We start from the raw sequence: 24,681 nt of genomic DNA on the forward strand, positions 1-24,681 counted from the left end.
GCGCCTAACCCATGTCCATAGCTCATGAAGAAACCATTCTGATCGTCGATTTCGGCTCTCAGGTCACGCAGCTTATTGCCCGCCGGGTCCGTGAAGCGGGGGTCTATTCGGAAATCGCTCCGTTCAACGCCGCGGAAGAGGCATTCAAGCGGCTCAAACCCAAGGGCATTATCCTTTCCGGATCACCGGCAGGAGTCCCCGAAGCGGACAGTCCGCGGGCACCGGATATCATTTTCGAATCCGGCCTGCCGATCCTGGGCATCTGCTATGGCCAGCAGGTCATGACCCATCAGCTCGGCGGCACGGTTGAATCCGGTGACAGCGGCGAATTCGGGCGGGCGTTTATCGAGATTTCCGAACAATGCGTTCTGTTCGACGGCCTCTGGAAAGAAGGCGAGAAGCATCAGGTGTGGATGAGCCACGGCGACAAGGTCACCGAATTCGCACCGGGCTTCCGCATCGTCGCCACCACCGACGGCGCGCCCTTTGCGCTGATCGCGGATGACGAGCGCCGCTATTATGGCACGCAGTTTCACCCCGAGGTCGTGCACACGCCCGACGGCGGCAAGATGATCGCCAATTTCGTTCGTCATGTCTGCGGCTGTGCCGGTGACTGGACAATGGCGGAATTCAAGGCGGCCAAGATCAAGGAAATTCGCGAGCAGGTCGGAGACGGCAAAGTCATCTGCGGTCTGTCCGGCGGCGTCGACAGCGCGGTGGCCGCGGTGCTGATCCACGAAGCGATTGGCGAGCAACTGACCTGTGTCTTCGTCGACCATGGCCTGATGCGGATGGGTGAGGCCGATCAGGTGGTCAGCCTGTTCAAGGGGCACTACAACATTCCGCTCGTGCATCTCGATGTCGAAACGCTGTTCCTTAATGGCCTGAAGGGTGAGACGGATCCCGAAAAGAAACGCAAGTTTATCGGCAAAACCTTCATTGACGTGTTCGAGATTGAGGCGAAGAAAGTCGGCGGTGCAGATTTCCTCGCGCAGGGCACGCTTTATCCGGATGTGATTGAAAGTGTGAGCTTTACCGGCGGACCAAGCGTCACGATCAAGTCACACCATAATGTCGGCGGCTTGCCGGAACGCATGAACATGCAACTGGTCGAGCCGCTGCGCGAGCTATTCAAGGATGAAGTCCGCGCGCTGGGGCGTGAACTGGGACTGCCCGAGATTTTCGTCGGCCGCCATCCGTTCCCCGGACCCGGCCTCGCGATCCGCATTCCCGGTGAAGTGACCAAGGAACGCTGCGATATCCTGCGCAAGGCTGATGCCATCTATCTCGAAGAAATCCGCAATGCCGGATTATACGACGCGATCTGGCAGGCTTTCGCGGTGCTGCTGCCCGTCAAAACAGTCGGCGTGATGGGCGATGGCCGGACATATGACAATGTCTGCGGCCTGCGCGCGGTCACCAGCACCGACGGCATGACCGCAGATGTCTATCCGTTCGACGCCAGCTTCCTGACCCGCGTTTCGACGCGGATTGTCAACGAGGTTAAGGGGATTAACCGGGTGGTTTACGATTATACCAGCAAACCGCCGGGGACGATTGAGTGGGAGTGAAGCCGGAATTATTCGTCGGTGTGAGGAGCTGTTGCGCTATCCGCGAATATGGATTTCGATAAAATCTTGCCGGACCATCTCGAATTCATCCTTCGACAAGCTCAGGACGAACGGTTTTTATAGTTGACGACTCTCCCCTGCTCAGAATTGACTTTAACGATCACAAGAAACTGACGAGAACTTTGCAGTTCAGGACAATCCCCCATTTCCGTTCGTCCTGAGCTTGTCGAAGGATGATTGCAGGGTAGGATAGTCCCATGGCATTCTGGGCGTATATGTTGAAATGTAGTGACGGGCATTTCTATGTTGGTCATACCGATAATCTGGAACACCGGATCGCCGCTCATCAATCAGGATTGGTTGCGGGATACACCCAAAGACGTCATCCGGTCGAACTGGTCTGGAGCGAGACGTTCCCTACACGAGAAGAAGCATTGGCCGCCGAGCGACAGATAAAGGGTTGGTCTCGAGCGAAAAAACAGGCATTGATTGCAGGTGACTGGGAATTGATTTCGCAATTGGCTCGGTCTCGGAAAACGAACTGAGATCATGCCCGATTGTCCTTCGACAAGCTCAGGACGAACGGTGTGACAAGATGCCATATTAAAGGACCAACCATGAAAGCCATCCAGCTCGACACTCCAGCCTCGCTCGACAACCTCAAGCTCGTTGATCTCCCTGACCCGGCAGCTCCCGGTCCCGGTGAAATCGCAGTGCGATTGCAAGCCAGTTCCCTCAACTATCACGATTATGCCGTCGTCAAAGGTATGCTCCCCACGGCCGAAAACCGCATACCCATGTCAGACGGCGCGGGTGAAGTAACGGCGGTGGGCGAGGGGGTGACCGAGTTCAAAGCCGGTGATGCGGTGGTCTCGACTTTTTTCCCGGACTGGATCGACGGTACGCCGCCGGAAGGTGGCTTTGCACGCGTTCCAGGCGACGGGATTGACGGATATGCCTGTGAGCAGGTGGTTGGTGCGGCCACTTCCTGGACTCATGCTCCAGCAGGATATAGCGCGGCTGAATCGGCGACATTGACCTGCGCCGGCCTCACCGCATGGCGCGCGCTCTTTGTCGATGACTGTGTGAAGCCGGGTGATACCGTGCTGGTGCAGGGTACGGGCGGCGTATCAATTTTTGCTCTGCAATTTGCGAAGGCCGCTGGTGCAACAGTGATTGCGACATCTTCGTCCAATGAAAAGCTGGACCGGCTCAAGACACTGGGTGCAGATCATCTGATCAATTACAAGGAAATCGAAGCCTGGGGGCCGAAAGTGCTCGAACTGACGGGCGGCAAGGGCGTGGACTGCGTCGTCGAAATTGGCGGGCCGGGAACGCTCGACCAGTCAATGATGGCCACACGCATTGGCGGGCATATTGCGCTGATCGGTGTGTTGACGGGATTTGCCGGACCCGTGCAGACGGCCATATTGATGGCCAAAAACCTGCGCGTACAGGGGCTGACTGTGGGCAGCCGCGCGCAGCAACAGGAGATGATTGCCGCGATCAATGCCAATGGTATCAAACCGATCCTTGACAAGCATTTCCCGCTTGCCGATCTCGGCGATGCTTTCCGCCACCAGGAATCCGGCGCGCATTTTGGCAAGATTGTTGTTGATATCTGAAGGAAAAGAACATGCTGAACGGAAGCTGTTTGTGTGGATCGGTCCAATATGAAGCGGATTGTGATCCCGGACTGATCATCCACTGTCACTGCCAGACCTGCCGCAAAGCCCATAGCGCGGCTTTCTCCAGTGTCATGCCGATCAACCCTGCGGCCTTCAGGTGGACCAGCGGCGAAGACAAGCTCAACAAGTTTGAATCCTCTCCCGGCAAGAACCGCTATTTCTGCACCAATTGCGGGTCTCAACTGATCGCCGAGCGGAAGGAGGCCGGCATGGTTCTGCTGCGTATGGGCTGTATGGATACAGAGATTACCCGGCAGGCCGATGCCCATATCTGGCGATCCGACAGTGCGCCCTGGTTTGATCCGGACCATGATATCCGCCAGTTGCCGGAAGGTTATGTGAAGGCATAGACCTGGAACAGCGATGGAGATATCAACCGCCAGCGAGTCCGATGTGGACAATGTTATCGCGCTTTGGAAAGCGTGCGATCTGACCCGTCCGTGGAATGATCCCAAGGCCGATTATCAGTTGGCACTGGCGACTGAGACATCGGATATATTGCTGGCCCGCAGAGAGGGCGCCTTAATCGCCAGCATCATGGTGGGTTTTGACGGCCATCGCGGCTGGGTCTATTATCTGGCGGTGGCGCCGAAACATCGTCGTGATGGATTGGGGCGGATCATGATGGGCGCCGCTGAAGACTGGTTGAAACACCGAAATGCCCCGAAAGTCCAGTTGATGGTTCGCGAAGACAACGCACAGGCCATCGGATTTTACAAGGCTCTGGGCTATGAAACGCAGCCGGTTGTGACGATTGGAAAGCGGATTTAACCGATCAGCGGCAGCGACGTAGCGCACGATTGTCTCTTGCACCGCCGCAATTTGTAGCTATCTCCGTTCCTCAAACACCGCGCCCGTGGACGATTGCGCGAATGACCAGAAAACAGGGTGAGTATCATGGCTGACAAATCAACAACTTTTGGTGAAACCAAAATGTACGGCATTTCCAATTGCGACACGATCAAGAAAGCGCGTAACTGGATGGAAAAAAACGGCATAAATTATGTCTTCCATGACTATAAGAAATCGGGTGTTACCAAAGATATGCTTGAACTTTGGGTGATGCAGGTGGGCTGGGAACCGCTGCTCAACAAGCGCGGGACAACGTTCAAAAAACTGCCCGACATGGTCAAGGAAAACGTCAACGAAGATACCGCGATCATGTTGATGGTCGAAAATCCCAGCATGATCAAACGGCCGGTACTCGAACATGGTGACGAACTGGTGGTCGGATTTAAAGCAGCGGATTACGAAGCAGCAGGTCTAGCGGCCCGCAACAGCTAATGCCTACGATCATGTCCCATGCGGCCATCCCGATTGCGGGTGCGCTGATGCTGGGGCGCGAACGCCTGTCTGTTCCGGTTATTGTGACTGGCATTGCTTTTGCGATGCTGCCCGATGCTGATGTGATCGGCTTTGGTTACGGAATCGACTATGCCGCCAGCTGGGGTCATCGCGGGGCGACACATAGTCTGTTATTTGCTGCGATCAGCGCCCTGGTTGCGACGGCCCTGATCCGTCCCGAAAAATATCTCGCCGCTGGGCTGTTTCTGTTTGTTGCGATGGCCTCGCACGGCCTGCTCGATACGCTGACAAATGGCGGCCTTGGCGCTGCCCTGTTCTGGCCATGGAGCGATGTACGCCATTTTGCGTCATCCACCCCCATCGCAGTTTCGCCCATCGGTGTTGCAAATTTTTTGAGTGACCGCGGCCTCAAAGTGTTACAGTCAGAGGCGATATGGATCTGGACACCGCTGGTCATTGTGACATTGCCGGTGTGGATCATCCGAAGCAGGAGCAGATAATGGTGCAGGCGAAATGGAATGGCGCGGTCATTGCGGAAAGCGATGATACAGTTGTAGTCGAGGGCAATCACTATTTCCCGAGTGACGCTGTGAAGAGCGATTTGCTGACCGCCAGTGACCACACCAGTTTCTGTCCGTGGAAAGGTACAGCTTCCTATCATTCTCTGGTTGTGGATGGTGAAACCAATAGCAATGCCGCCTGGTACTATCCCGAACCGAAAGATGCTGCGGCGGAGATCAAGGACCGCATTGCCTTTTGGAAAGGCGTGGAAGTGACCGTCTGATGTTGCTGCGTCTGAGTCTGTTGGTCTTGCTCAGTGCAGCAATGAGCAGTTGTGGCACAGCGCCGGAGGAAATGCAGAATATGCCGACATTAAACGGAGATGCGCCGATTATCATTGCCCATCGAGGGGCCAGCGGCGAACGCCCCGAACATACGCTGGCCGCCTATGAACTGGCGATTGAACAAGGCGCGGATTTTATCGAACCCGATCTGGTGCTGACCAAAGATGGCATATTGGTCGCGCGCCATGAAAATGAGATTAGTGGCACCACAGATGTCGCGGATCGGCCGGAATTTGCTGATCGGAAAACCACCAAAACAATCGATGGCACGGAATTTACCGGCTGGTTTACTGAAGATTTCACGCTGGCAGAACTGAAGACTTTACTCGCGAAGGAACGCCTGCCCGAACTGCGCGATGCCAATACCGCTTTTGATGGCCAGTTTCAGATTCCAACGTTTGAAGAAGTGCTGGACTTGCTGAAACTGCATCAGGCAGAGACGGGCAACAGGATCGGTGTCTATCCTGAAACCAAACATCCCGGCTATTTCGCCGGTATCGGATTGCCGCATGACAAGCCGCTGCTCAGTCTGTTGACTAAATATGGGTATGATGGTCGCGATGATCCGGTTTTTATCCAGTCCTTCGAAGTCGACAATCTCAAGCTGTTGAAACTCAATACCAAAGTGCGATTGGTTCAGCTGGTTGCCGGTGAGGGCGGTCCGCCTGATCAGCCGGCACTCCGCTATGCCGATATGGTGAAACCTGATGGTCTGGCAGACATCGCACAATATGCCAGCGGCATTGGTCCGTCCAAATCCATGGTGATCAGCCGGGATGCGTTGGGGCGTCTGGACAAGGAAACCGGGCTGGTTACCGCGGCGCACAGGGCTGGGCTGGAGGTTCACCCCTGGACGTTCCGCCGCGAAAATTACTTTTTGCCAACTGATTTTGTCAGCGGTGTCAGTCCGGCAGGCGCGGGTGATCTGGAAAGCGAAGTGCGCCGCTTTGTGGCGGCAGGTGTGGACGGTCTGTTCAGTGACAATCCTCTGCAGGCAGTCGCGGCGCTAAAGCCTGAACCCGCCGAGTAACAAACGGTTTATTTAGGCGGCAAGCTTCCGACAAAGTTCCGGGCAATTGCGATCCAGTGATCGAGGCCATCTTCCAGCGCCTGTTTCTCGTCGACCCAGATTATCCCGCCCATTTTCCGGCCGCTGAATATTACCGGCTCCGTGCCCGGCAGGGACAGGAGTTCGGGTTCCTGTTCCTTGCCGACTCGAAACATGAACTGTCCGGTACCGTCGCCGCAAAGCATATTTCCGTTGAGCATCCAGCATGTGCCACCGAACATTTTTTTGGGTTCAATCCCGTCGCGGCCTGACAGGGCGTCGTGCATCAACTCGGTCAGACGGGGATCAGAGGCCATGAAACTACTCCCTAGGCAGGTGGCAGATAGTAGCGCCGAACGGTGATCGCGTAAATCCCGACCGAGACAACCATCAGGCAGGCACCGACAATGAAAGGTGCGCCGGGGAAATAGAGGCCCTGATCGTCGGCATAAGCTCCGAACACGGCGGTCATCATGACAGGACCGAATATCGATGTCAGGCTGATCATGCTTGCGACCGCACCCTGCAATTCGCCTTGCGCATCTTCGGCGATACGCGTGCTCATCATCTGCTGCATCGCGGGAAAGGCAAAACCACTGGCTGCACCGATCACAATGCCGACATATACAAACAGGTCATCGGGCGCGAAAGCGAAGCACAAATAGGCAGGAATTCCGAACATCAGGCTGAAGAATGCGGTTTTGCGTTCCCCCAATTGCGTGATGACGGGTCCGGTCAGAACGCCTTGCACGATGGCTAACAATATGCCGTACATTGCGACGCTGATGCCGATTTGCAGCACGTCCCAATTGAATCGTTCAATCAACCAGTAAGCCCAGACGGCGATTTGGGCCTGCGCGGCCAGTTGCAGAACAAAGATGGCCAGCAGAAAGCCGATGACCAATGGCGTTCTGGACATCTGGATGATGCTGCCCATGGGATTGGCTCTCGTGATCGAGAAACGACGCTGTTTGGCTTTTGGGAGCGTTTCTTTCAGGATGAAAAAGCCGATCGCTGCACCGAGCAACGCGAGTATGGACGCAGCGACAAATGGCAGGCGTTCTCCATATTGTCCCAGCAATCCGCCCAATCCGGGACCCATGACGAAACCGAAAGCACCAGCACCGCCGAGAATACCGAAAAATTTGCCGCGTTCTTCTGGTCTTGCAACATCAGCAACACAGCTATTGGCGGCGGCCCAGCTGGCACCCATGATTCCGGAAATGATGCGGCCGATAAACAGCCAGACAAGATCCGGTGCCCAGGCCATGATCGCATAGTCGAGGCCGAGCAGAAACAGGGTGACGAGCAGCACCGGTCGCCGACCAAAACGATCACTCAATCCGCCAATGATCGGAGCAAACAGGAACTGCATGGTGGCATAGGCGAACAGCAACCAGCCGCCGATTTCTGCGGCACGGTCAATTGACGCGCCGCTCAACCCGCCGATCAGTGATGGCATGACCGGCAAAATGAGACCAATCCCCATCATGTCGACAAACACGATGAAGGCCACGAACAACAGAATGGATTGCGACCCGCGCGAACGCGGGCTGCTTGCCACAGGCATAAGAAATTCCCGGGAAAATTGATGGATTTGCAGATGGAGTCGTGAGACCCGCTATTGATGACGCACTTTCCGGAAAAAGGCAAATGGCTTGTCGGCCTTTTTACGTCGGGCTGGTCTTATCGCCGAACCGCGGTTATTAGAATGCGCATGTCTACAACCTTTAAACTCGATACCTCGACCAGTCGGGCAAACCCGACGCCCCAGCCACGCAAACGCTTGACGGTTCCGGTCATCCAGCGCCGGAAATTTGAAGGCAAAACAGAAGATCCGCTGGTCATGCTGACTGCCTATACCGCACGAACAGCACAGTTGCTGGACGCGCATTGCGACATGCTGCTGGTTGGCGATTCTCTTGGACAGGTGATTTATGGACTGCCGTCGACATTGTCTGTGACGCTGGACATGATGTGCAATCACGGTGCGGCGGTCGTCCGGGGAAGCTATCACAGTCTTGTCGTTGTCGACATGCCATTTGGATCGTACGAACAGTCTCCGCAGCAGGCCTTTGAATCGGCCAGTCGGATCATGTCGGAAACCGGCTGTGCTGCGGTCAAGCTGGAAGGCGGTCAAACCATGGCCGAAACAATTGCGTTCCTGTCGCAGCGCGGGATCCCTGTCATGGGCCATATTGGTCTCACGCCCCAGGCCGTGAATGCGCTTGGTGGCTATGCGGCACGTGGTCGCAGCCAGGAAGAGCATGAAAAAATCCTGGCAGACGCGAAGGCCGTGGCAGATGCCGGGGCTTTTGCCATGGTCGCTGAAGGGGTGCTTGAACCAATCGCAATTGCCGCGACCCAGTCCGTCGATATTCCTGTCATCGGAATTGGCGCATCTGCGCGATGTGACGGGCAGGTTCTGGTGACTGAAGACATGCTGGGCATGTTTGAACGTACCGCGCGCTTTGTGAAACGCTATCACAATATTTCCCAACAAATCGAGCAAGCTGCGGAGAAATATGCGGGCGATGTTCGCGACCGCAGCTTTCCGGGCCCCGATCAACTGTATCAACCGAAGAAATAACCCATATTCATCTCCGATTAAATTAATGTTCAGCTTCTGGAAATGGACGATTGGCTTGGACATTTGCCACGCCGACGTTAAAGAACAGGCGAGATATTTCAGGCGGATTAATTCCGTCGCGAGCTAATGTTTGAAGGAAGCCGCTTTGGCAAAGGACGACAAGAAGAAACCCGAAGAAGAAACCGATCGCGGTGAAGAGGTTTTCATGCGCGAAGTGGATGACGCGGTTCGTCAGGCGGATCTGCAGAATTTCGCCAGCCGTTACGGCGTCTGGATCGGTCTGGTCATCGTGGCTGGACTGGCTTCGCTGGCCGGCTGGATATTCTATAGCAATAGCGAGACAGAAGAAGCTGGACTGCGCAGCGAGGAATATGTCGCCGCTGTGGACAGCATCAGCCAGAATAATATGGACGGCGCGTCGGCTGCTCTGAAGCCCCTGGAAGATACGAAACAGGACGGATATCGTGCTGCCGCGCAACTGATGCAGGCCAATATTGCGCTGGAAAAAAACGATCCCGCCAAGGCTATTGAAGGCTACAAGAAAGTCGCCGCAGATGCAGACCTGCCTCAGCCTTTCCGCGATCTGGCCCTTATTCGTCAAACCGCAACCGAATTTGATTCGCTTGAATCACAGCAAGTTATTGACCGGTTGAAGCCGCTGGCCGTGCCTGGTAATCCTTGGTTTGGCAGTGCTGGCGAAATGGTCGCGATTGCCTATCTCGAGATGGACAAGGCAGACCTGGCCGGGCCGCTTTTTGCGCAATTGGCGCAGGATGAAACCGTACCACCAACAATTCGCTCACGCGCTCTGCAAATGGCAGGCGTGCAGGGGATTGATGCCGTGATTTCAGAAGATGGGGATGGCGCCGCTAGCGGCGAAGGAGAAACAGAATAATGCCGACGTCCAGGAAACAATATGTCGCGAAAATATGCGCGGGCCTGATTGCTCTAAGCCTTCTGTCCGGTTGCGGAGTCTTGGGCGGCGGTGGTGGCGACAGCAAAAAAAGCACGCCAACACTCGGCAAGAGAACCAATATCCTGACCGGTGAAAGCGGCGCTGCGGTTGATCCGGCGCTGGCGGGTATTTCGGTTATTCTGCCTGCACCCAGTGCAAATCCTGATTGGGCGCAATCCGGCGGCAATGCCGGCAAGTCGATTGGACATGTCGCGCTTGGAGCTTCTCCGACCAGAGTATGGACAGCCAATATCAGCGGCACATCAAAAAGAGCGCGTCTGGCAGCGGCTCCGGTGGTGTCCAATGGCCGGTTGTACGCCATCGACACCGATGCCGTGGTGCACGCCTTTGATGCTGCCACGGGTGCCAAGACATGGTCGATGCGTATTGAAGTCAAAGGCGATGGCTCTTCGTCTGTGTTCGGAGGCGGCGTAAGTGCTGCGGGAACCATGGTCTATGCCACGAACGGTGTGGGTGATGTGGTTGCCCTGAATGCAAGTGATGGCAGCGAGGCATGGAAAGTGCGGCCCGCAGGTCCGCTTCGCGGTGCGCCGACGCTGTCCAACAACAATGTCTATGTCATGACACAGGACAACCAGATTTATGCGCTTAATCAGACCGATGGTTCGGTGCAATGGAATGAAGCCGGCACGGTCGGTCTGGCCGGAATATTCGGGGTCGCCGCCCCGGCAGCTGCTCAGGGGACTGTGATTGCCGGTTATTCATCGGGTGAACTCACCGCTTATCGCTACGAAAATGGCCGTAACTTGTGGAACGATGCGCTGGCACGTACCAGTATCTCGACCTCGGTGGCGACCTTGTCGGACATTGACGCGGATCCGGTGATTGATCGCGGACGCGTTTTTGCACTCGGACAGGGCGGCCGCATGGCGGCTTATGAACTGGTGACCGGACAGCGAATCTGGGAACTTAACATCGCTGGTATCGCGACACCGGTCGTCGCGGGTGAATGGGTCTTTGTGCTGACCGATGATGCGAAATTGCTCTGTATCGCCAGACCTACAGGCAAGGTGCGCTGGATCAGTCAGCTCGGCGCTTACCGCAACCCGAAGAAGAAGAAAAATCCGATTAACTGGACGGGGCCTGTACTGGCCGGCAATCGCCTGATCGTTGCCAGTACCGAAGGTGATGTCGTGTCTATCTCTCCCGGAGAGGGATCGAGCACAACTCTGTTTGAATTGGACAACGGTGTATCGCTGCCTCCGGTCGTAGCCGGCGGGATGCTTTACGTACTGGACGATAGCGGCCGAATTTCAGCTTTCCGGTAAGGATCGGCAAAAGGAACGGGAACCAGCGACATGCTGCCCAATATTGCAATCATCGGGCGGCCCAATGTCGGGAAGTCCACGTTGTTCAACCGGCTGGTTGGCAAGAAGCTGGCGTTGGTCGATGATCGGCCGGGCGTCACCCGTGACCGGCGTGAAGGCGCGGCCCATCTGCTGGGCCTTGATTTCAATATTATTGATACAGCCGGTTATGAGGACGAGGATGCAAAGAGTCTCCCCGGCCGGATGCGGCAACAAACGGAGATGGCGGTTGCCGGTGCAGAGCTGGCGCTGTTCGTGATTGACGGTCGCGCGGGACTGACACCTCTGGATGAGGAAATTGCCCGCTGGTTGCGCAGCTCGAAAACCCCCGTCGTGCTGTTGGTCAACAAGGCGGAAGGCAATAGTGCGGAATCGGGAATATTGGAAAGCTATTCGCTGGGTTTTGGTGATCCGATCCCCGTTAGCGCAGAACATGGAGAAGGTGTGGCTGACCTCTTCCAGGCGATCCGACCCTATGTCGAAGCATTTGAAGCGGCTGCAGATGACGAGCCCGTTGATGACAATGCGCCGCTCAAACTCGCAATTGTCGGCCGTCCCAATGCCGGCAAGTCAACCCTGATCAACAAGATGCTGGATGAAGATCGTCTGATTACCGGACCCGAAGCCGGGATAACCCGGGACAGCATCACCGTCGACTGGATCTGGCACGATGAGAATCTTTCCGAGGAAGATGTGCTGGATGGCATTGATCCTGACCGTACGGTTCATCTGATTGATACAGCAGGCATGCGCAAGCGGGCCAAGGTCAATGACAAGCTGGAAAAACTGTCTGTCGCGGATGCCAAGCGGGCGATTGATTTTGCCGAAGTTGTGGTCTTGCTGCTGGATGCCACCAAAGGCTTGGAGGCACAGGATTTACGCATTGCCGATCAGGCGATTCAGGAAGGTCGCTGCCTCGTGATCGCGATCAACAAATGGGATGTGGCTGAAGGCCCGAGCAAATTGTTCAATGGGATTCGGGCGGCTTTGGACGATGGTCTGGCTCAGGTGCGCGATGTGCCCCTGATCGCCGTGTCGGCATTCACCGGCAAGGGGATTGATCAACTGATGCAGGCGGCGTTCAGGACACGCCGGGTCTGGTCTCAGCGCGTGCCAACCGGAAAGCTTAACCGCTGGTTTGAAGATGCCATCGAAGATAACCCGCCACCTGCACCCGGCGGCAAACGGATCAAGCTGCGCTACATTACTCAGGCCAAGACCCGTCCGCCGTCCTTTGTTATTTTTGGGACGCGCGTGGATAGCCTGCCGGAAAGTTACCGCCGCTATCTGGTCAATGGCATTCGCAAAAACCTTGGCTTTGGGGGGGTCCCGGTGCGTCTGATCATTCGTGCTCCCAAAAATCCGTATCACGAAAAAAGCTAGCCGTTTTGAAAGCTTTAAGTGATGCAGAAGGCGCCACAGATCAACATTGTTTAAGATGATTAACCAGGTTTTTACATAATGCGTTCTATCTTGCTGCCTAGGACCAGACCTCTGACTAGAGGAAGAAAAGGGCAATTTTTGCGGTGGAGCTTGAAAGCGAACTCATAGATTGGACGGTTTATACCGAGACGCGCAGCGCGTTGGGGCCAGATTTTGTCCGTATTCTCGGTTATTTCCGCGAAGATGGAACGCAGTCTGTCGCCAAAATTGAAGCGGCGATGCGCGAACGTGATGCAGCCAAAATGGTCATCCCGGCCCATACACTCAAAGGTGAAGCGGCGCAGTTTGGTGCAGTAAAACTGTCTTCCGCTGCTGAAACAATCGAACTGACGGCCCGCAAATATGTCGAATATCACCAGTCGCCCGAAGAGCTGCTGGAGCCTATCGTCGCCTTGCGGCCGATGTTCGAAGAAACCCTGGCTGATCTGGACCGGGAATCCAGCCCGGTGATCCAACGACAGGCCAACGGATTTGGCCGCCGCGCCAGCGGGTTTTAAGCCGTTCCGAAAATTCGGAAAATCAGGTTATTCAGCCGCACCCGACTGTAGCTGGATATAGTTTTCAATGCCCATGCGCTCGATCAGGTCAAACTGCTGTTCAAGCGTATCGACATGTTCTTCTTCGCTCTCGAGGATTTCAGCGAACAGATCGCGGCTGACATAGTCGCGGACCTTTTCACAATGCTCGATGGCGTCCTTGAGCGGCGGCAACGCTTCGTGCTCCAGCGCCAGATCCGCTTTCAGAATTTCTTCGACATTTTCACCGATTTTCAGTCGCCCGAGCAGCTGGAAATTCGGCAGGCCGTCGAGGAACAGAATCCGCTCTGCCAGCTTGTCAGCATGTTTCATCTCGTCGATGGATTCTTCATATTCAAATTTGGCCAGCTTGCTGACGCCCCAGTCACCCAGCATTTTGCTGTGGAGAAAATACTGGTTGATCGCGGTAAGCTCGTTTTTCAGAGCTTCGTTGAGATATTCGATGACTTTGGCATCGCCCTTCATGACAGCTTCCTTCCGAGTTGCCTGTGTTTCAATAGGCACGGCTATAGCGTAATCACGATGGAAGCGAAAGGGCAGCATCGATAGAAAATGTAATTATTTCAATGCGTTGCTAAAGAGAATGCTAAGCGGTCGCAACTTCGGATTTGATAATGGTTTGCGCGAACGACAGGCATTGCCCGCATTTCGGTTTCCGGCCAAGCTCTGCATAGACGTCCGACGGCTTCTCGGAACCGCTGCGAACCGCGGCCCGCAGGTCTTTTTCCTTTATCGCATTGCAGACACATACAACCATATCTTGCTCCAATGCGACTCGTATATAGCTAATGAGAATAGATCGCAATAGCAAAAAGACGATTTTGTGACTGTGTTTATGTTGCTGGCCATTTATTGGCCTTTTGGAAGATTAAGCGCTAGTCAGTGGATATGAAAAAATCATTCTTTTTGGCAGGATTGTTGTTGTTCTCTGCACCGGGTTTTGCGCTGCCAGAGGTCCAGCCCAAGGAGTCGGATTCGCACGCGGTGTCTCAGGATCCGACGATCGCGGAATTTTGGCAGTTAATGCAAGCGGAACTGGCGCCACACCTTGAAGAGTTCAACTCTTTTATGGTTGCCGAATATGAACGGGCGTTCACGCCGACAGGTCCGAAGGAGTCGGACTGGACGGAGAATGGGGTCGATATGCCCGCCTATCTGGATACACTTCCGGGAGGTGTTTCGGGAAATGCACTGCAGGTACCGGGTGCTACTCCGTCATTGGAGTTTTTTGGATCAATTCCTGCTGGTATTCTTGCCGACTGGGAAATCGTCTGGGCAGGAGAGACATCGCAGTCTCCGCAGGACAGTGGCGGTGGCAGTTTTGTAGCCATAGGGAAACGGCATGTTGTGTTCATCGGAAACGATTCAATGATCAAAACGAATAATGGTTATTGCACTGAAAAGGAAATTTTCGACGTGTCAACACTGATGCGGGTGTATCGAGACCGCAGATTTCCTTTCGATCTCTCGGACGATGAAACTATTGAAATCGAAGCCGAAGCGATGGTGATGCACCATTTGTTCAAGGGAATCGAAACTCCGAGATTTTGTGTGATCTATCGCCACACTGCTGACGACAGGATCAAGAGTCATACTTATAACGAGTCTGGTCAGCCGCTGGGGAATATTGATGCGGATGAAAAACCCGGCACCATTGTACAAGATTTTGATTTGCGAGCCCATTTGACATCACAATTCGATTTTTCGTTTCTGGATGCGGAAGACGAAAGCGAAGGGAGCAAATAGCGTTTGTTATCCGCGAATGCGCATTGATTGAGGTTCCACACGTGCCAGGGATCGCCAGAGCCATTCCAGCGGCCCATAGCGGAAACGCAAGAGCCATGGTTTGGACCAGAACAGCATCGTACCCCATGCGCTGAGCACGAACAGATTGAGTTCCAGCCGGCCATATTGTTCGAACAGGCCCAGTCCCCAGCCGTAAAAGATGAATGTCATCGCCAGCGAGGTTCCGAGATAGTTGGAAAAAGCGACTCGCCCGGCGGCGGCAACCCGGTGCAACAACGGGTTGGCAGCAAACCTTTGGATCAGCATCACCAGCAGCGCGATATAGCCAATGATGATCAGCAGCCGGGGAAGCATTGTCCAGGCCTGGGAAATGTTCATCATCCAGATCATGTCGAAATTTTTGGCATAGGCGATACCCACCAGGACTGTGGTCAAGGCAAGACCCGGGGCGGTCGCCTGCACTCCGATGCGCCGGTAGGTGGCCGGATCAGACTGCCCGAGAAGAAAGCCATTTTTGTAAAGCCCCATGCCGATCATCATCAGGGGCAGTGTTTCAAAAGGAACGAGCAGCAGGTTTTTGACCGGAGTGAACCATTGATTGTCGAGCTTGTCTCTCAATATCTCGGCAAAGCTTCCCAAGTGGATCTGGGTCTGGGCAACAATATCTGCCGGAGTGCCACCCAGATCGGTGATAATCGTATCAAGTTCTTCCAGCGTTTCGGGTGCTGCGCCTGGTAGTCCCGCCTGATATTGAAGGTAAATCATCGTGGCCATGCCAATCGTCAGGAAGACCGAAGCGATAACATAACTCAAAAAACCCCATTTCAACAAACGTTCGGCGCTCCAGTCGCGGAAGAAGTAAAGCGCACAACCGGTTCCGGCATAGAGAAACAATATGTCGCCAAACCAGATCAGGAAAAAATGCGCCAATCCGAATATCGCCAACCAGAACATGCGGGAGAAATGGACTTTGGCAGCGGATTGGCCTGTCGCGATGGCCCGGTCGATAACCAATGCGGTGCTGGCTCCGAACAACAGGGAAAACAACCCGCGCATCTTGCCGTCAAACAATATGAAATTGGCGGCCCAGCTGTGGATGTCCACCATGCTCGTATGAACAGAGACCAAGGGATTGATGAAGGCCATTTCCGGTTGGGCGAAGGCGGCAATATTGATCGCCAAAATGCCCATGACCGCGAAACCGCGCAGGGCATCCAGTTCGAGATAGCGATGAACCGCTGTAGCCATGCGAAGCTCCTTACTGTATTATTGAGCCGCTACAGCCAGCTGGCAATCTGGTCCAGCGGTTTCTTGAATGTGGCATGTTTGGGAATTGTCGCCCCATCGGCGGGCTTGCCTGCTACCAGGACCATCATCGGTTTTTCATTTGGCGGACGGTCGCAAATCTGGTTGAGGAATTTCATCGGATTGGGCGTGTGGGTCAGGGTTGCCAAGCCGGCATCGTGCAGCGCGGTGATCAGCATGCCGGTCGCAATGCCGACGCTTTCGTTGACATAATAATTCTGCTTCATCTCGCCGGGGAACATGCCGCCCTTGCGTTGACCGAAGATCACAATCAGATAGGGTGCAATTTCGAGAAACGGCTTGTCCGCATCCGTGCCGAGCGGACCGAGCGCTTCGAGCCATTCATCGCTGGCCTTGCTGTCATAAAATTCCTGTTCTTCCTGCTCCGCTGCGTCGCGCAACGCCGATTTTTTGTCTGCAGATTCAATCACGGCAAAATGCCAGGGCTGGTGATTGGCGCCGTTCGGCGCGGTGCCTGCGGCCAGCAAAGCATTCTCGATAACTGCGCGCGGAACCGGTTCATCTGAAAAATAACGACATGTCCGCCGGGTCTTCAGCGCCTCATAAAATGCTACGCTGCGCTCAATCCGTTCCGCGTCCGAATAGTCGGGTAATTCGGTATAGGGCAGGGTTTCATGTGGCTTCATGGGTACGTTTCCAGAACTGAGTGATGTGACGCCTTCGGATAGCCGCTGGGCTGTCGACAGGAAAGCATATTTCTTCTATTGACAGCAATGTAAGTAGCGTTTAGAGACCCAAATATGGAAATGGCACATGATTTTACCGCTGACAAAGCGGCTGCACAACCGGCGGCAGAGCCCGTCTTCTTTCATCCCGATCGGGAGCCTGCCCGGATTCGTCCGCTCAAGGCGCTTCATCATTTTCGGGAGCTGATCAAGGACAAGGAAAATACGGAACATGTTTTCCACATTTTCCAGTCTCTTCCCCGTCCCGGATTTCTGAAAGATGCCGAAGACTATATGGCCAGCGACAAGGGCCGTGCGATCCGCGCTGCGGAACCGCATCTTCCAGATCTGCTCGACAATCACGATCTCTTGCGCACCATGCCCGAAGGCAGCGTGGCACATGCCTATTGTGACTTTATGGAAAAGGAAGGCCTGAGCGCCGCCGGTCTCGAAGCGGAGTTCGACAAGTTTATGCCGCGCCGTTTTGGTGACCAGGTGGAATGGTATGCCAATCGCCAACGTGACACGCACGATTTGCTTCATGTGCTGACCGGCTATGGTCGCGATGCGCTGGGCGAGCAATGTGTACTGGCCTTCACCTATGGTCAGAACCCGGCCTTTGCCAATCTGTTCATCGCCTATGCCGGCGGCTGGAACATGAAGAAGACCGTGAAAAGCGATGCACCGGTTTTCAAGGCGATCCGTCAGGCCCAAAAAATGGGCAAGGCCTGTCCGCGGGTCAGCGAGATTGACATTACCGCGTTTCTCGCAATGCCGCTGGATGAGGCGCGCCGGTCGATGAACATCGAAGCACCGACCTATTACCGGCAAGCGCATGAACAGTTCCGGTCAGAGGGCATCGATCCTTACGACATGCTGACCTGAGTTTTTCCGTTAGCTACCGCAATTCCTTGCGGATCACGAGTTTCAATCCCGACCACACCGCATCCACGGCACAGACCTTGATGTCGACAAAGCCCATCGGCAGACAGACGCTGCGTATCGTGTCTTCGGTAATGTCGGTTTCGACCTTCGAGGCCTTTTTCGGCCAGCTCACCCAGACCTGACCCGCAGGATCAATCAGCTCGCGCAACGCCGTGAGATGCGCTTCCATGATGGCGCGTTCGACGCAGAAAATATGGGCGGCGTTCAGGCCTCTGGATGGTTGGGATTGTTCGAGCAATGTCAGACCATAGTCATCAATTTCCGCGCGGACACTTTCAGGCATGGCGTCAAACCAGATGGTCATTCCGTCTTTGAGCGATAGCTTCCTGGCGAGCGGTGTTCCGGAATAGGCTGTGGTCATGGAGGGGCGGGTGCCTAGTCCACCATCCAGTCGCGAAAGAAACTGTCACTGGCTTCACGGAGGTCGGCGAGGGGGACATTTGCGACGGGTGTGTCTTCCCCGTCTGTCCAGGAGATGGATTCTCCTCCGGTCCCGCCGATCCAGGAAGCAACAATTCCAACCTGCTTGGCTTCGTTTTCGAATTTTGCCCAACTGTCCCGATCAGACCAGGGGAAAGTGACTATGTATCTGCCTTGATCCTCTGCAAAGGCGTCTTTTGGTGTCAGACCCATTGTTAGCACCGATGCCCCTATGCCCCCGGCAAGTGCCATTTCAGCCAGTGCAACTGCTGCACCGCCATCCGAGACATCATGCACGGCGCTTACTTTCTTCTGGGCTATGAGTTCTCTGACAAAATCACCAACTAGCTGTTCTTTCTCCAGATTGACGGACGGGGGTGTTCCGGCATCTGTTCCGGTGATTTCACGTAACCAGAGCGATTGTCCCAGTTCATCGCCCAGCTCGCCCAATGTTTCATCTTCGTCCATGTTCTCAAGAGGAGTTGTGCCCAGCACGACTATGGCGTGGTCTTCATCCTTAAACCCAATCGTCATCATCTTGTCGAGATCATCAATCAGCCCCACGGCCCCAATAGCTGGTGTCGGCAAAATCGCATGGCTCACGCCATCTGCGCCAGTGGTCTCGTTATACAGGCTGACATTGCCCGATACGATCGGCATGTCGAGCGCTTCGCAGGCTTCCGCCATGCCTTCAATACAGCCAACAAATTGCGCCATGATATGCGGCTTTTCGGGATTGCCGAAATTCATGCAGTCGGTGGTCGCCAGGGGCTTTGCCCCAACAGCGGTCAGATTGCGATAGGCTTCGGCGATCGCCTGTTTGCCGCCTTCGACCGGGTCGGCCTTGCAATAGCGCGGCGTGCAATCGGTGGTGATGGCGAGGCCCTTGTTGGTGCCGTGAATGCGCACAACTGCTGCATCGCCGCCGGAACGCTGAACCGTATCTGCGCCCACCTGACTGTCATATTGTTCCCAAATCCAGCGGCGCGAGGCGAGGGCGGGGCTGGCCATCATCTTGAGCAGGTCTGCACCAATATCCGTGCTCTCGGGGATATCGCCGAGCGGCTGGACATTGAAATGCGCCTTATATTCTTCCTGAGTCAGATGCGGCCGGTCATAGAGCGGCGCATCATCGGCGAGCGGACCCAGCGGAATATCGCACACCGTCTCGCCCTTGTGGTTCAGCACCATGCGGCGAGTGTCCGTGACTTCGCCGATAACCGCAAAATCCAGTTCCCATTTGGTGAAGATCGCCTCAGCCATTTCCTCGCGGCCGGGTTTCAGCACCATCAGCATGCGTTCCTGACTCTCGGACAGCATCATCTCGTAAGCCGTCATTTCGGTTTCGCGGCATGGGACCTTGTCCATGTCGAGAACAATTCCGACTTCGCCATTGGTTGCCATTTCGACTGCGGAGCTGGTCAGTCCGGCGGCACCCATATCCTGAATCGCGACAATCGCGTCGCTGGCCATCAGTTCCAAACAGGCCTCGATCAGCAGTTTCTCGGTAAAAGGATCGCCAACCTGAACGGTGGGGCGTTTCTCATCGCTGTCATCGTCAAATTCCGCGCTGGCCATGGTCGCGCCGTGAATGCCGTCGCGGCCGGTTTTCGAACCGACATAGACAATCGGATTGCCAATGCCACTGGCCGCCGAATAGAAAATCTTGTCCGCATCCGCGACGCCGACCGTCATTGCGTTGACGATGATATTGCCGTCATAAGCTTCGTGAAAATTGGTTTCGCCGCCCACTGTCGGTACGCCAACGCAATTGCCATAACCGCCAATGCCTGCGACGACGCCCTTGACCAGATGCTTCATCTTGGGATGTTCAGGACGGCCAAAGCGCAGAGCGTTGAGATTAGCCACTGGCCGTGCGCCCATCGTGAAGACATCGCGGAGAATTCCGCCTACGCCGGTTGCTGCGCCTTGATAGGGTTCGATATAACTGGGATGATTATGGCTCTCCATCTTGAAGATGGCTGCCATGTTTTTGCCGTCAGGCCCTTTACCAATGTCGATGACTCCGGCATTTTCGCCCGGCCCGCAAATGACCTGAGGTCCGGTTGTCGGCAGTTTTTTCAGGTGCAGTCGTGATGATTTGTAAGAGCAATGCTCTGACCACATGACCGAGAATATCCCGAGTTCGGTGATGTTCGGCTCGCGGCCGAGCGCATTCAGGATGCGGCTATATTCTTCCTCATTGAGGCCATGTTCGGCAACAATTTCGGGGGTGATGATTTCGGCGGTGCGCGATGCTGTCTGAGTCATGGCAGTCCTTTAGCGACCAGCGTCAAATTCGCCTAGTCCGAATATAGGTCTTTTGCAGGAGTGTCATCATTCCAAATATTCAACACGCGCCGCGAATTTCGCATTGGCGGCTGGTCAGGCGCTTTGTTAGGACGTTCGGGTCAACAGGGAGAGAAATATGTTCCGGATTTTTATGAGCCTGATCGTGACTGCGATGATGCTGGTTCAACCGTCGGCAGTGGCAGCAGAATCGGGAGGCGATATTCCTGAATATCGCGTACCCAAAAATGCCGGTGACAGGAAATTTGTTTCGCACCGCCAGTTCAAGGCTGCGCCCTACACAGCGGGGGAAGTTTCGCGTTTCATGTTTGATGGCTGGGCCGGAAAACCGATTCCAGTCTGGGCCTATGTCCCCAAGGGTGTGGATGTAAAAAAGGCACCGATCATGTTCATGATGCACGGAGCGCAGCGCAACTCTGCGCGCTATCTGCTGGAGTGGGTGCCTTATGCCCAGCAATATGGATTTGTCGTGATCGGCCCGGAATTTGCCAAAAGGGATTTTTCCGGATCACGGCGATATAATCTGGGTTATGTGTTTGGAAAAAAAGGAGATGACTATTATCTGCGCGAAGAAGAAAAATGGACATTTTCGGCAATTGAACCCCTGTTCGATCATGCGGTAAAGGCGTTGGGCAGCGAGCAGACGCAATATACATTATTTGGCCATTCAGCCGGATCACAATTTGTTCATCGCTTTCTGTACTACAAGCCGGACGCGCGGGTGAAACGCTATCTCGCTGCCAATGCCGGGTGGTACACAATGCCCGATGCGGAGCAGCTCTATCCTTATGGCTTCAAGGATCCCTATGGTCTGAAAGACGCTGCGCTCGACAGCGACCGGATCAAGATGGCGGTTCAAAAAGACATGATCATTTTGCTCGGTGACAAGGATATCGATATGAGCCACAGCAGCTTGCGGCGTACGCCCGAAGCCATGTTGCAGGGCGAACATCGTTTCAATCGCGGCGCGTCGTTCCTCGAAGCGGGCCGATTGCAGGCCCAAAAGCTTGGCGTGAAATTTGGCTGGCGCGGAGCGGTGGTAAAGGATGTCGCCCATTCCAACGGCGGTATCGCCAAAGCGGCCGCCAAATATGTGAAATAGACTGGTTCGTCCGCCGGGTTGACGAATTGCTTTGCCCCTCGCCGCAAATAATGGTTTCATGATCTGAACAAACAGAACATGCATGAGCAGCACCGGGAGCAAGACGCCGATGAGCAAGACCATTGAACTGATTTTCGATTTCGTAAGTCCGAATGCCTATTTGATTTGGCAGCCACTCAAGGCTGTGGCTGAAAAACACGGAGCTGATATTGCGATCACGCCGGTCTTTCTTGGCGGCATGCACAAGCTGAGCGGCAATGCACCTCCCTTTGTCCGGGATGCGCAGGTCAAAGGCAAAAACGAATATGCCATGCTCGAGATGAACCGGTTCATTGCCCGTCACGGCCTGACCAAATTCAAGATGAACCCCAAATTCCCATTCAACACCGTGACCCTGCAGCGGCTGCTGCTGGCTGTGGATCCGGGTGAACGAGCCGGGTTGGTGGAAGCACTTCAACCCGGAGTCTGGGAGCAGGGCCTCGACATGACCGACATAGAAGTGCTCGGTAACATCCTGAACGATGCAGGCTATGATGCCAAAGCGTTGCTGGAGAAAACACAAGACCCGGCCATCAAACAACAACTGATGGACAATACCGAGAAAGCGGTTGAGCGCGGCGCCTTCGGAATACCGACGATGTACGTTGATGGCGAAATGTATTTCGGCAAGGAGCGTCTCGGACAGATTGCGGAACAGCTGGCAGCGGCGGGCTAGGGCTTCGTTCCGCTGATCAGGCAATAGCGCAAGACATTCTTTCGCCAGGCCCAGTCCAGGAACCGCGCAGTGACTCCGTATTTCAGGCGGCTGCGCCAACGCATTTGCTGACCGCCGGGTCCATCGCGATATCCGCGCCACCATTTGCCAAAGCCCGGCATGACCCGTTCGCTGATGTCCAATATGTTGATATGTTCAAATCCGGCCTGCTGCATCTGAACGATATATTTTTCTTCGGTGACCATATTGCCAGCAGGGATTTGTGACCTGGTCAGCATCCACAACAACAAGCGGTGGTTGAGGGACGAGGGTTGATGGTCTTTGGCGAGCATGAAGTCGGTAACCGTCACCTTGCCCTCGGACTGCAGGTATCTCGCAGACAATTTCCAGAAGTCGGTCCTGCCGGGAAAATGATAGGCGCAGTCGAGCGCAACTACCCGATCGGGTTTGCCGCCGGGATATTCGAACGCCCAGGCACGCGGGTCGGTAGCGTCACCATATTGCAGTGCCGATGGAGCAGGATTCTGCCCAGGACCCGGGTCGGATTTTTGCAAACGCGCTTTCGCAAATTCGGTCTGACTTTTAGAAAAGTTTATCCCGAAAATCTGTGCGACCTTGTAGTGATCGCGCCATAACAGCAACTGGTCACCACAACCAAATCCAGCATCCATTACGATGGAGTTTGCGTCCAGCTCGGCAGCATCGCCGAGCAAGAGTGCCAGCGCACGACAGGCAGCGGAATATTCGGTTTCGTCTCTCCAATATCCCAAATTCCCCCAGGCCTGATCGTCCTGATTGAGGGATATTTCGCCGAGGTCATGAAATTCGGACACGAGCTGGGCTTAAGCCGCCGTGCCGGATTTCCATGGGGCCTCGACCCCAAGTTGCCTTGCCACAGCGACTGAAGAATCCACGGCTGCATCGAGCAACGGGATTTTGTCCGCTACATAAGATCCGCAGAACCAAAGACGATTCCCCTGTTGATGATGAAAATCGCGCAACCCGGCCATCGCCTGTCTGCTGGAAAAATTGACGGTTGGCCGCGTGAAACTGACGCGGGCCAGTTCCTTTGCCGGGTCTGGTTCACGGATCGGGTTCCAGGTCTGAAAAACCGTGTCTTGCCGTCCAAGGCGAGCAATGGTCCGGGTCAGGTTGACGGTCACTTCGGCCCGGTCTTGATCATCAGGAATATGGTAGCTGACCGGAGACAGGGTTTCAGCGGGTGCAGGCAGCAACGCCTGGTCAGTGTGCACGCTCATTTGCGATGATTCAAACGGCACGGTTTCCAGCAATTTCCTTTGCGCATCAAAACCCGACAGCATTTTTGCGGCTTGCTGGGCCTGAGCGGCGATCACGACATGGTCAAAATTCTGGCTGTCTCCGCCCGACACCGTCACCTTGAGTTTATCTGCTTCTGCCTTGATTTCGGCGACGGGACTGTTGGTGAGCAGTTGAACCCCGTTGAGCAGGCGCGGGACAATATCATCGACACCATTTGCCGCGCTCATTATGCCCATTTCCTGTACCCCGCTGGTGAGATAGCCGAGCATGATATCCGCAGGATAATCCCGCACCGCCTGGTAGTCACAGGTACAAGTAACCGACATCATCGGCAGCAGCACACTATCGGTGAACTCCTGTCCCGCACCGGATTGTTTCAGATATTCGCCAAAGGTCAAATCGGATAATTGATCAGAACTGGCCATATCCTGCCGGGCTCTGGCGAAGAAACGCTTGCTTTGCAGGCCGATTTTCCAGGCGTTGGGACTGAATGCGTGGCGTCCCTTGGGATATGAGATGTTTATCCCGGCAATCCGGATATTGCCGTAGTGAAACAGCATATCGCCATTCCCGTCGGCAAAGGCGCCCGCATGGTCGGTAGCCAGAACTTCAACTCCGACATGTTCATAAAGGGCGAGCAAATGCTGGTAATAGCCGCGGGTGAAAATGCGCAGAGGGACGTCAATCCTGCTTTCCATACCGCGGTTTGTCCAGTCGATCGTATGAACACCCATGCCGGCCCGGGACTGACTCTCGAACACCGTTACCCGATATTTGTCCTTGAGCAGCCATGCCGCGGACAGCCCGGCAATTCCGGTTCCGATAACCGCTACTGTCGGCTTGTTGGTTTGCATTATGGTAC

Annotated in this window: 28 protein-coding genes; 18 read left to right on the forward strand and 10 right to left on the reverse strand. The window is 54.9% G+C overall.

From position 1 onward, the window contains the following. Positions 1-11: 11 nt before the first annotated feature. The 9 genes from guaA to ABJI30_RS08360 all read left to right on the forward strand — a co-directional run bounded on the left by guaA (position 12) and on the right by ABJI30_RS08360 (position 6,439). Positions 12-1,571: a glutamine-hydrolyzing GMP synthase gene (gene guaA / locus ABJI30_RS08320; RefSeq protein WP_348025355.1), complete on the forward strand. Its 1,560-nt coding sequence runs from the start codon at positions 12-14 to the stop codon at positions 1,569-1,571. A 257-nt stretch (positions 1,572-1,828) separates the two neighbouring features. Further along, complete coding sequence (locus ABJI30_RS08325; protein ID WP_348015721.1) at positions 1,829-2,116, forward strand: GIY-YIG nuclease family protein; 288 nt, start codon at positions 1,829-1,831, stop codon at positions 2,114-2,116. A gap of 72 nt (positions 2,117-2,188) precedes the next feature. Then, positions 2,189-3,196, forward strand: coding sequence for an NAD(P)-dependent alcohol dehydrogenase (locus tag ABJI30_RS08330; RefSeq protein WP_348015722.1), 1,008 nt, complete (start codon positions 2,189-2,191; stop codon positions 3,194-3,196). 11 nt (positions 3,197-3,207) lie between these two features. Next, positions 3,208-3,609 carry a GFA family protein gene (locus ABJI30_RS08335; protein WP_348015723.1) on the forward strand — a complete coding sequence of 134 codons (402 nt, stop codon included), beginning with the start codon at positions 3,208-3,210 and terminating at the stop codon, positions 3,607-3,609. Between the two features lie 13 nt (positions 3,610-3,622). Continuing rightward, positions 3,623-4,030, forward strand: coding sequence for a GNAT family acetyltransferase (locus tag ABJI30_RS08340; RefSeq protein WP_348015724.1), 408 nt, complete (start codon positions 3,623-3,625; stop codon positions 4,028-4,030). Positions 4,031-4,156: 126 nt separating this feature from the next. After that, entirely contained in the window at positions 4,157-4,543 is a 387-nt protein-coding gene (locus ABJI30_RS08345) for an ArsC family reductase (RefSeq protein WP_348015725.1), read from the forward strand. Then, entirely contained in the window at positions 4,543-5,064 is a 522-nt protein-coding gene (locus ABJI30_RS08350; protein WP_348015726.1) for a metal-dependent hydrolase, read from the forward strand. Before ABJI30_RS08345 ends, ABJI30_RS08350 begins: the two co-directional genes overlap by 1 nt. Continuing rightward, a complete protein-coding gene (locus tag ABJI30_RS08355; protein WP_348015727.1) occupies positions 5,064-5,348 on the forward strand; it encodes a DUF427 domain-containing protein in 285 nt (94 codons plus the stop codon). Before ABJI30_RS08350 ends, ABJI30_RS08355 begins: the two co-directional genes overlap by 1 nt. An 80-nt stretch (positions 5,349-5,428) precedes the next feature. After that, positions 5,429-6,439: a glycerophosphodiester phosphodiesterase gene (locus tag ABJI30_RS08360; RefSeq protein ID WP_348025356.1), complete on the forward strand. Its 1,011-nt coding sequence runs from the start codon at positions 5,429-5,431 to the stop codon at positions 6,437-6,439. Positions 6,440-6,447: 8 nt separating this feature from the next. Here the strand turns inward: ABJI30_RS08360 and ABJI30_RS08365 are convergent, their stop codons facing one another. Both ABJI30_RS08365 and ABJI30_RS08370 read right to left on the reverse strand, forming a co-directional pair. Further along, complete coding sequence (locus tag ABJI30_RS08365; protein WP_348015728.1) at positions 6,448-6,774, reverse strand: TfoX/Sxy family protein; 327 nt, start codon at positions 6,772-6,774, stop codon at positions 6,448-6,450. An 11-nt stretch (positions 6,775-6,785) separates the two neighbouring features. After that, positions 6,786-8,027 (reverse strand): TCR/Tet family MFS transporter, encoded by a 1,242-nt coding sequence (locus ABJI30_RS08370; RefSeq protein WP_348015729.1) that lies wholly within the window; start codon positions 8,025-8,027, stop codon positions 6,786-6,788. Between the two features lie 147 nt (positions 8,028-8,174). Between ABJI30_RS08370 and panB the strand changes: the two genes are divergently transcribed. The 5 genes from panB to ABJI30_RS08395 all read left to right on the forward strand — a co-directional run bounded on the left by panB (position 8,175) and on the right by ABJI30_RS08395 (position 13,270). After that, positions 8,175-9,047 (forward strand): 3-methyl-2-oxobutanoate hydroxymethyltransferase, encoded by an 873-nt coding sequence (gene panB / locus ABJI30_RS08375; RefSeq protein WP_348015904.1) that lies wholly within the window; start codon positions 8,175-8,177, stop codon positions 9,045-9,047. Between the two features lie 145 nt (positions 9,048-9,192). Continuing rightward, positions 9,193-9,942, forward strand: coding sequence for a tetratricopeptide repeat protein (locus ABJI30_RS08380; protein ID WP_348015730.1), 750 nt, complete (start codon positions 9,193-9,195; stop codon positions 9,940-9,942). Continuing rightward, on the forward strand, positions 9,942-11,291 hold the full coding sequence (locus ABJI30_RS08385; protein ID WP_348015731.1) for a PQQ-binding-like beta-propeller repeat protein: 1,350 nt from the start codon (positions 9,942-9,944) through the stop codon (positions 11,289-11,291). Before ABJI30_RS08380 ends, ABJI30_RS08385 begins: the two co-directional genes overlap by 1 nt. 30 nt (positions 11,292-11,321) lie before the next feature. Continuing rightward, positions 11,322-12,713 (forward strand): ribosome biogenesis GTPase Der, encoded by a 1,392-nt coding sequence (gene der / locus ABJI30_RS08390; RefSeq protein WP_348015732.1) that lies wholly within the window; start codon positions 11,322-11,324, stop codon positions 12,711-12,713. A 143-nt stretch (positions 12,714-12,856) separates the two neighbouring features. Beyond that, positions 12,857-13,270: an Hpt domain-containing protein gene (locus tag ABJI30_RS08395; protein ID WP_348015733.1), complete on the forward strand. Its 414-nt coding sequence runs from the start codon at positions 12,857-12,859 to the stop codon at positions 13,268-13,270. 27 nt (positions 13,271-13,297) lie between these two features. Here the strand turns inward: ABJI30_RS08395 and bfr are convergent, their stop codons facing one another. Continuing rightward, complete coding sequence (gene bfr / locus ABJI30_RS08400) at positions 13,298-13,774, reverse strand: bacterioferritin (protein WP_348015734.1); 477 nt, start codon at positions 13,772-13,774, stop codon at positions 13,298-13,300. A gap of 121 nt (positions 13,775-13,895) precedes the next feature. Then, positions 13,896-14,066: a (2Fe-2S)-binding protein gene (locus tag ABJI30_RS08405; RefSeq protein ID WP_348015905.1), complete on the reverse strand. Its 171-nt coding sequence runs from the start codon at positions 14,064-14,066 to the stop codon at positions 13,896-13,898. 125 nt (positions 14,067-14,191) lie between these two features. On the opposite strand from ABJI30_RS08405, the gene ABJI30_RS08410 reads away from it, so the two are divergent. Continuing rightward, on the forward strand, positions 14,192-15,055 hold the full coding sequence (locus ABJI30_RS08410; protein WP_348025492.1) for a hypothetical protein: 864 nt from the start codon (positions 14,192-14,194) through the stop codon (positions 15,053-15,055). 6 nt (positions 15,056-15,061) lie between these two features. Here the strand turns inward: ABJI30_RS08410 and ABJI30_RS08415 are convergent, their stop codons facing one another. Next, entirely contained in the window at positions 15,062-16,303 is a 1,242-nt protein-coding gene (locus ABJI30_RS08415) for a DUF418 domain-containing protein (RefSeq protein ID WP_348015736.1), read from the reverse strand. Positions 16,304-16,332: 29 nt separating this feature from the next. Then, positions 16,333-17,007: a nitroreductase family protein gene (locus ABJI30_RS08420; protein WP_348015737.1), complete on the reverse strand. Its 675-nt coding sequence runs from the start codon at positions 17,005-17,007 to the stop codon at positions 16,333-16,335. A 114-nt stretch (positions 17,008-17,121) separates the two neighbouring features. Here ABJI30_RS08420 and ABJI30_RS08425 point away from each other — a divergent pair, with 114 nt between their 5' ends. Next, positions 17,122-17,931 (forward strand): Coq4 family protein, encoded by an 810-nt coding sequence (locus ABJI30_RS08425; protein WP_348015738.1) that lies wholly within the window; start codon positions 17,122-17,124, stop codon positions 17,929-17,931. A gap of 13 nt (positions 17,932-17,944) precedes the next feature. On the opposite strand, the gene ABJI30_RS08430 is transcribed toward ABJI30_RS08425, so the two are convergent. Together ABJI30_RS08430 and purL are read right to left on the reverse strand one after the other, a co-directional pair. Further along, entirely contained in the window at positions 17,945-18,352 is a 408-nt protein-coding gene (locus tag ABJI30_RS08430; RefSeq protein ID WP_348015739.1) for a hypothetical protein, read from the reverse strand. A 14-nt stretch (positions 18,353-18,366) separates the two neighbouring features. Further along, the gene (gene purL / locus ABJI30_RS08435) at positions 18,367-20,682 is read right to left on the reverse strand and encodes a phosphoribosylformylglycinamidine synthase subunit PurL (RefSeq protein WP_348015740.1); all 2,316 of its coding nucleotides are present in this window, start codon (positions 20,680-20,682) and stop codon (positions 18,367-18,369) included. A 157-nt stretch (positions 20,683-20,839) separates the two neighbouring features. Here purL and ABJI30_RS08440 point away from each other — a divergent pair, with 157 nt between their 5' ends. Beyond that, positions 20,840-21,823: a hypothetical protein gene (locus ABJI30_RS08440; RefSeq protein ID WP_348015741.1), complete on the forward strand. Its 984-nt coding sequence runs from the start codon at positions 20,840-20,842 to the stop codon at positions 21,821-21,823. Between the two features lie 109 nt (positions 21,824-21,932). Continuing rightward, complete coding sequence (locus ABJI30_RS08445) at positions 21,933-22,538, forward strand: 2-hydroxychromene-2-carboxylate isomerase (protein WP_348015742.1); 606 nt, start codon at positions 21,933-21,935, stop codon at positions 22,536-22,538. Here ABJI30_RS08445 and ABJI30_RS08450 read toward each other — a convergent pair. Beyond that, positions 22,535-23,371, reverse strand: a complete 837-nt coding sequence (locus ABJI30_RS08450) for a class I SAM-dependent methyltransferase (protein WP_348015743.1) — start codon at positions 23,369-23,371, stop codon at positions 22,535-22,537. The genes ABJI30_RS08445 and ABJI30_RS08450 overlap by 4 nt on opposite strands. Before the next feature lie 9 nt (positions 23,372-23,380). Further along, positions 23,381-24,673 (reverse strand): FAD-dependent oxidoreductase, encoded by a 1,293-nt coding sequence (locus ABJI30_RS08455; RefSeq protein WP_348015744.1) that lies wholly within the window; start codon positions 24,671-24,673, stop codon positions 23,381-23,383. Positions 24,674-24,681 lie beyond the last annotated feature (8 nt).

Origin of the sequence: Parasphingorhabdus sp., assembly GCF_039968395.1 — a bacterium.
In the GTDB taxonomy this organism is placed as follows: Bacteria; Pseudomonadota; Alphaproteobacteria; order Sphingomonadales; family Sphingomonadaceae; genus Parasphingorhabdus.

What these genes read in the sequence shown, in the direction of transcription:
- guaA (WP_348025355.1), top strand. Translation starts at nt 12, where the DNA reads ATGTCCATAGCTCATGAAGAAACCATTCTGATCGTCGATTTCGGCTCT.
- ABJI30_RS08325 (WP_348015721.1), top strand. Translation starts at nt 1,829, where the DNA reads ATGGCATTCTGGGCGTATATGTTGAAATGTAGTGACGGGCATTTCTAT.
- ABJI30_RS08330 (WP_348015722.1), top strand. Translation starts at nt 2,189, where the DNA reads ATGAAAGCCATCCAGCTCGACACTCCAGCCTCGCTCGACAACCTCAAG.
- ABJI30_RS08335 (WP_348015723.1), top strand. Translation starts at nt 3,208, where the DNA reads ATGCTGAACGGAAGCTGTTTGTGTGGATCGGTCCAATATGAAGCGGAT.
- ABJI30_RS08340 (WP_348015724.1), top strand. Translation starts at nt 3,623, where the DNA reads ATGGAGATATCAACCGCCAGCGAGTCCGATGTGGACAATGTTATCGCG.
- ABJI30_RS08345 (WP_348015725.1), top strand. Translation starts at nt 4,157, where the DNA reads ATGGCTGACAAATCAACAACTTTTGGTGAAACCAAAATGTACGGCATT.
- ABJI30_RS08350 (WP_348015726.1), top strand. Translation starts at nt 4,543, where the DNA reads ATGCCTACGATCATGTCCCATGCGGCCATCCCGATTGCGGGTGCGCTG.
- ABJI30_RS08355 (WP_348015727.1), top strand. Translation starts at nt 5,064, where the DNA reads ATGGTGCAGGCGAAATGGAATGGCGCGGTCATTGCGGAAAGCGATGAT.
- ABJI30_RS08360 (WP_348025356.1), top strand. Translation starts at nt 5,429, where the DNA reads ATGCCGACATTAAACGGAGATGCGCCGATTATCATTGCCCATCGAGGG.
- ABJI30_RS08365 (WP_348015728.1), bottom strand. Translation starts at nt 6,774, where the DNA reads ATGGCCTCTGATCCCCGTCTGACCGAGTTGATGCACGACGCCCTGTCA.
- ABJI30_RS08370 (WP_348015729.1), bottom strand. Translation starts at nt 8,027, where the DNA reads ATGCCTGTGGCAAGCAGCCCGCGTTCGCGCGGGTCGCAATCCATTCTG.
- panB (WP_348015904.1), top strand. Translation starts at nt 8,175, where the DNA reads ATGTCTACAACCTTTAAACTCGATACCTCGACCAGTCGGGCAAACCCG.
- ABJI30_RS08385 (WP_348015731.1), top strand. Translation starts at nt 9,942, where the DNA reads ATGCCGACGTCCAGGAAACAATATGTCGCGAAAATATGCGCGGGCCTG.
- der (WP_348015732.1), top strand. Translation starts at nt 11,322, where the DNA reads ATGCTGCCCAATATTGCAATCATCGGGCGGCCCAATGTCGGGAAGTCC.
- bfr (WP_348015734.1), bottom strand. Translation starts at nt 13,774, where the DNA reads ATGAAGGGCGATGCCAAAGTCATCGAATATCTCAACGAAGCTCTGAAA.
- ABJI30_RS08405 (WP_348015905.1), bottom strand. Translation starts at nt 14,066, where the DNA reads ATGGTTGTATGTGTCTGCAATGCGATAAAGGAAAAAGACCTGCGGGCC.
- ABJI30_RS08415 (WP_348015736.1), bottom strand. Translation starts at nt 16,303, where the DNA reads ATGGCTACAGCGGTTCATCGCTATCTCGAACTGGATGCCCTGCGCGGT.
- ABJI30_RS08420 (WP_348015737.1), bottom strand. Translation starts at nt 17,007, where the DNA reads ATGAAGCCACATGAAACCCTGCCCTATACCGAATTACCCGACTATTCG.
- ABJI30_RS08425 (WP_348015738.1), top strand. Translation starts at nt 17,122, where the DNA reads ATGGAAATGGCACATGATTTTACCGCTGACAAAGCGGCTGCACAACCG.
- ABJI30_RS08430 (WP_348015739.1), bottom strand. Translation starts at nt 18,352, where the DNA reads ATGACCACAGCCTATTCCGGAACACCGCTCGCCAGGAAGCTATCGCTC.
- purL (WP_348015740.1), bottom strand. Translation starts at nt 20,682, where the DNA reads ATGACTCAGACAGCATCGCGCACCGCCGAAATCATCACCCCCGAAATT.
- ABJI30_RS08440 (WP_348015741.1), top strand. Translation starts at nt 20,840, where the DNA reads ATGTTCCGGATTTTTATGAGCCTGATCGTGACTGCGATGATGCTGGTT.
- ABJI30_RS08445 (WP_348015742.1), top strand. Translation starts at nt 21,933, where the DNA reads ATGAGCAAGACCATTGAACTGATTTTCGATTTCGTAAGTCCGAATGCC.
- ABJI30_RS08455 (WP_348015744.1), bottom strand. Translation starts at nt 24,673, where the DNA reads ATGCAAACCAACAAGCCGACAGTAGCGGTTATCGGAACCGGAATTGCC.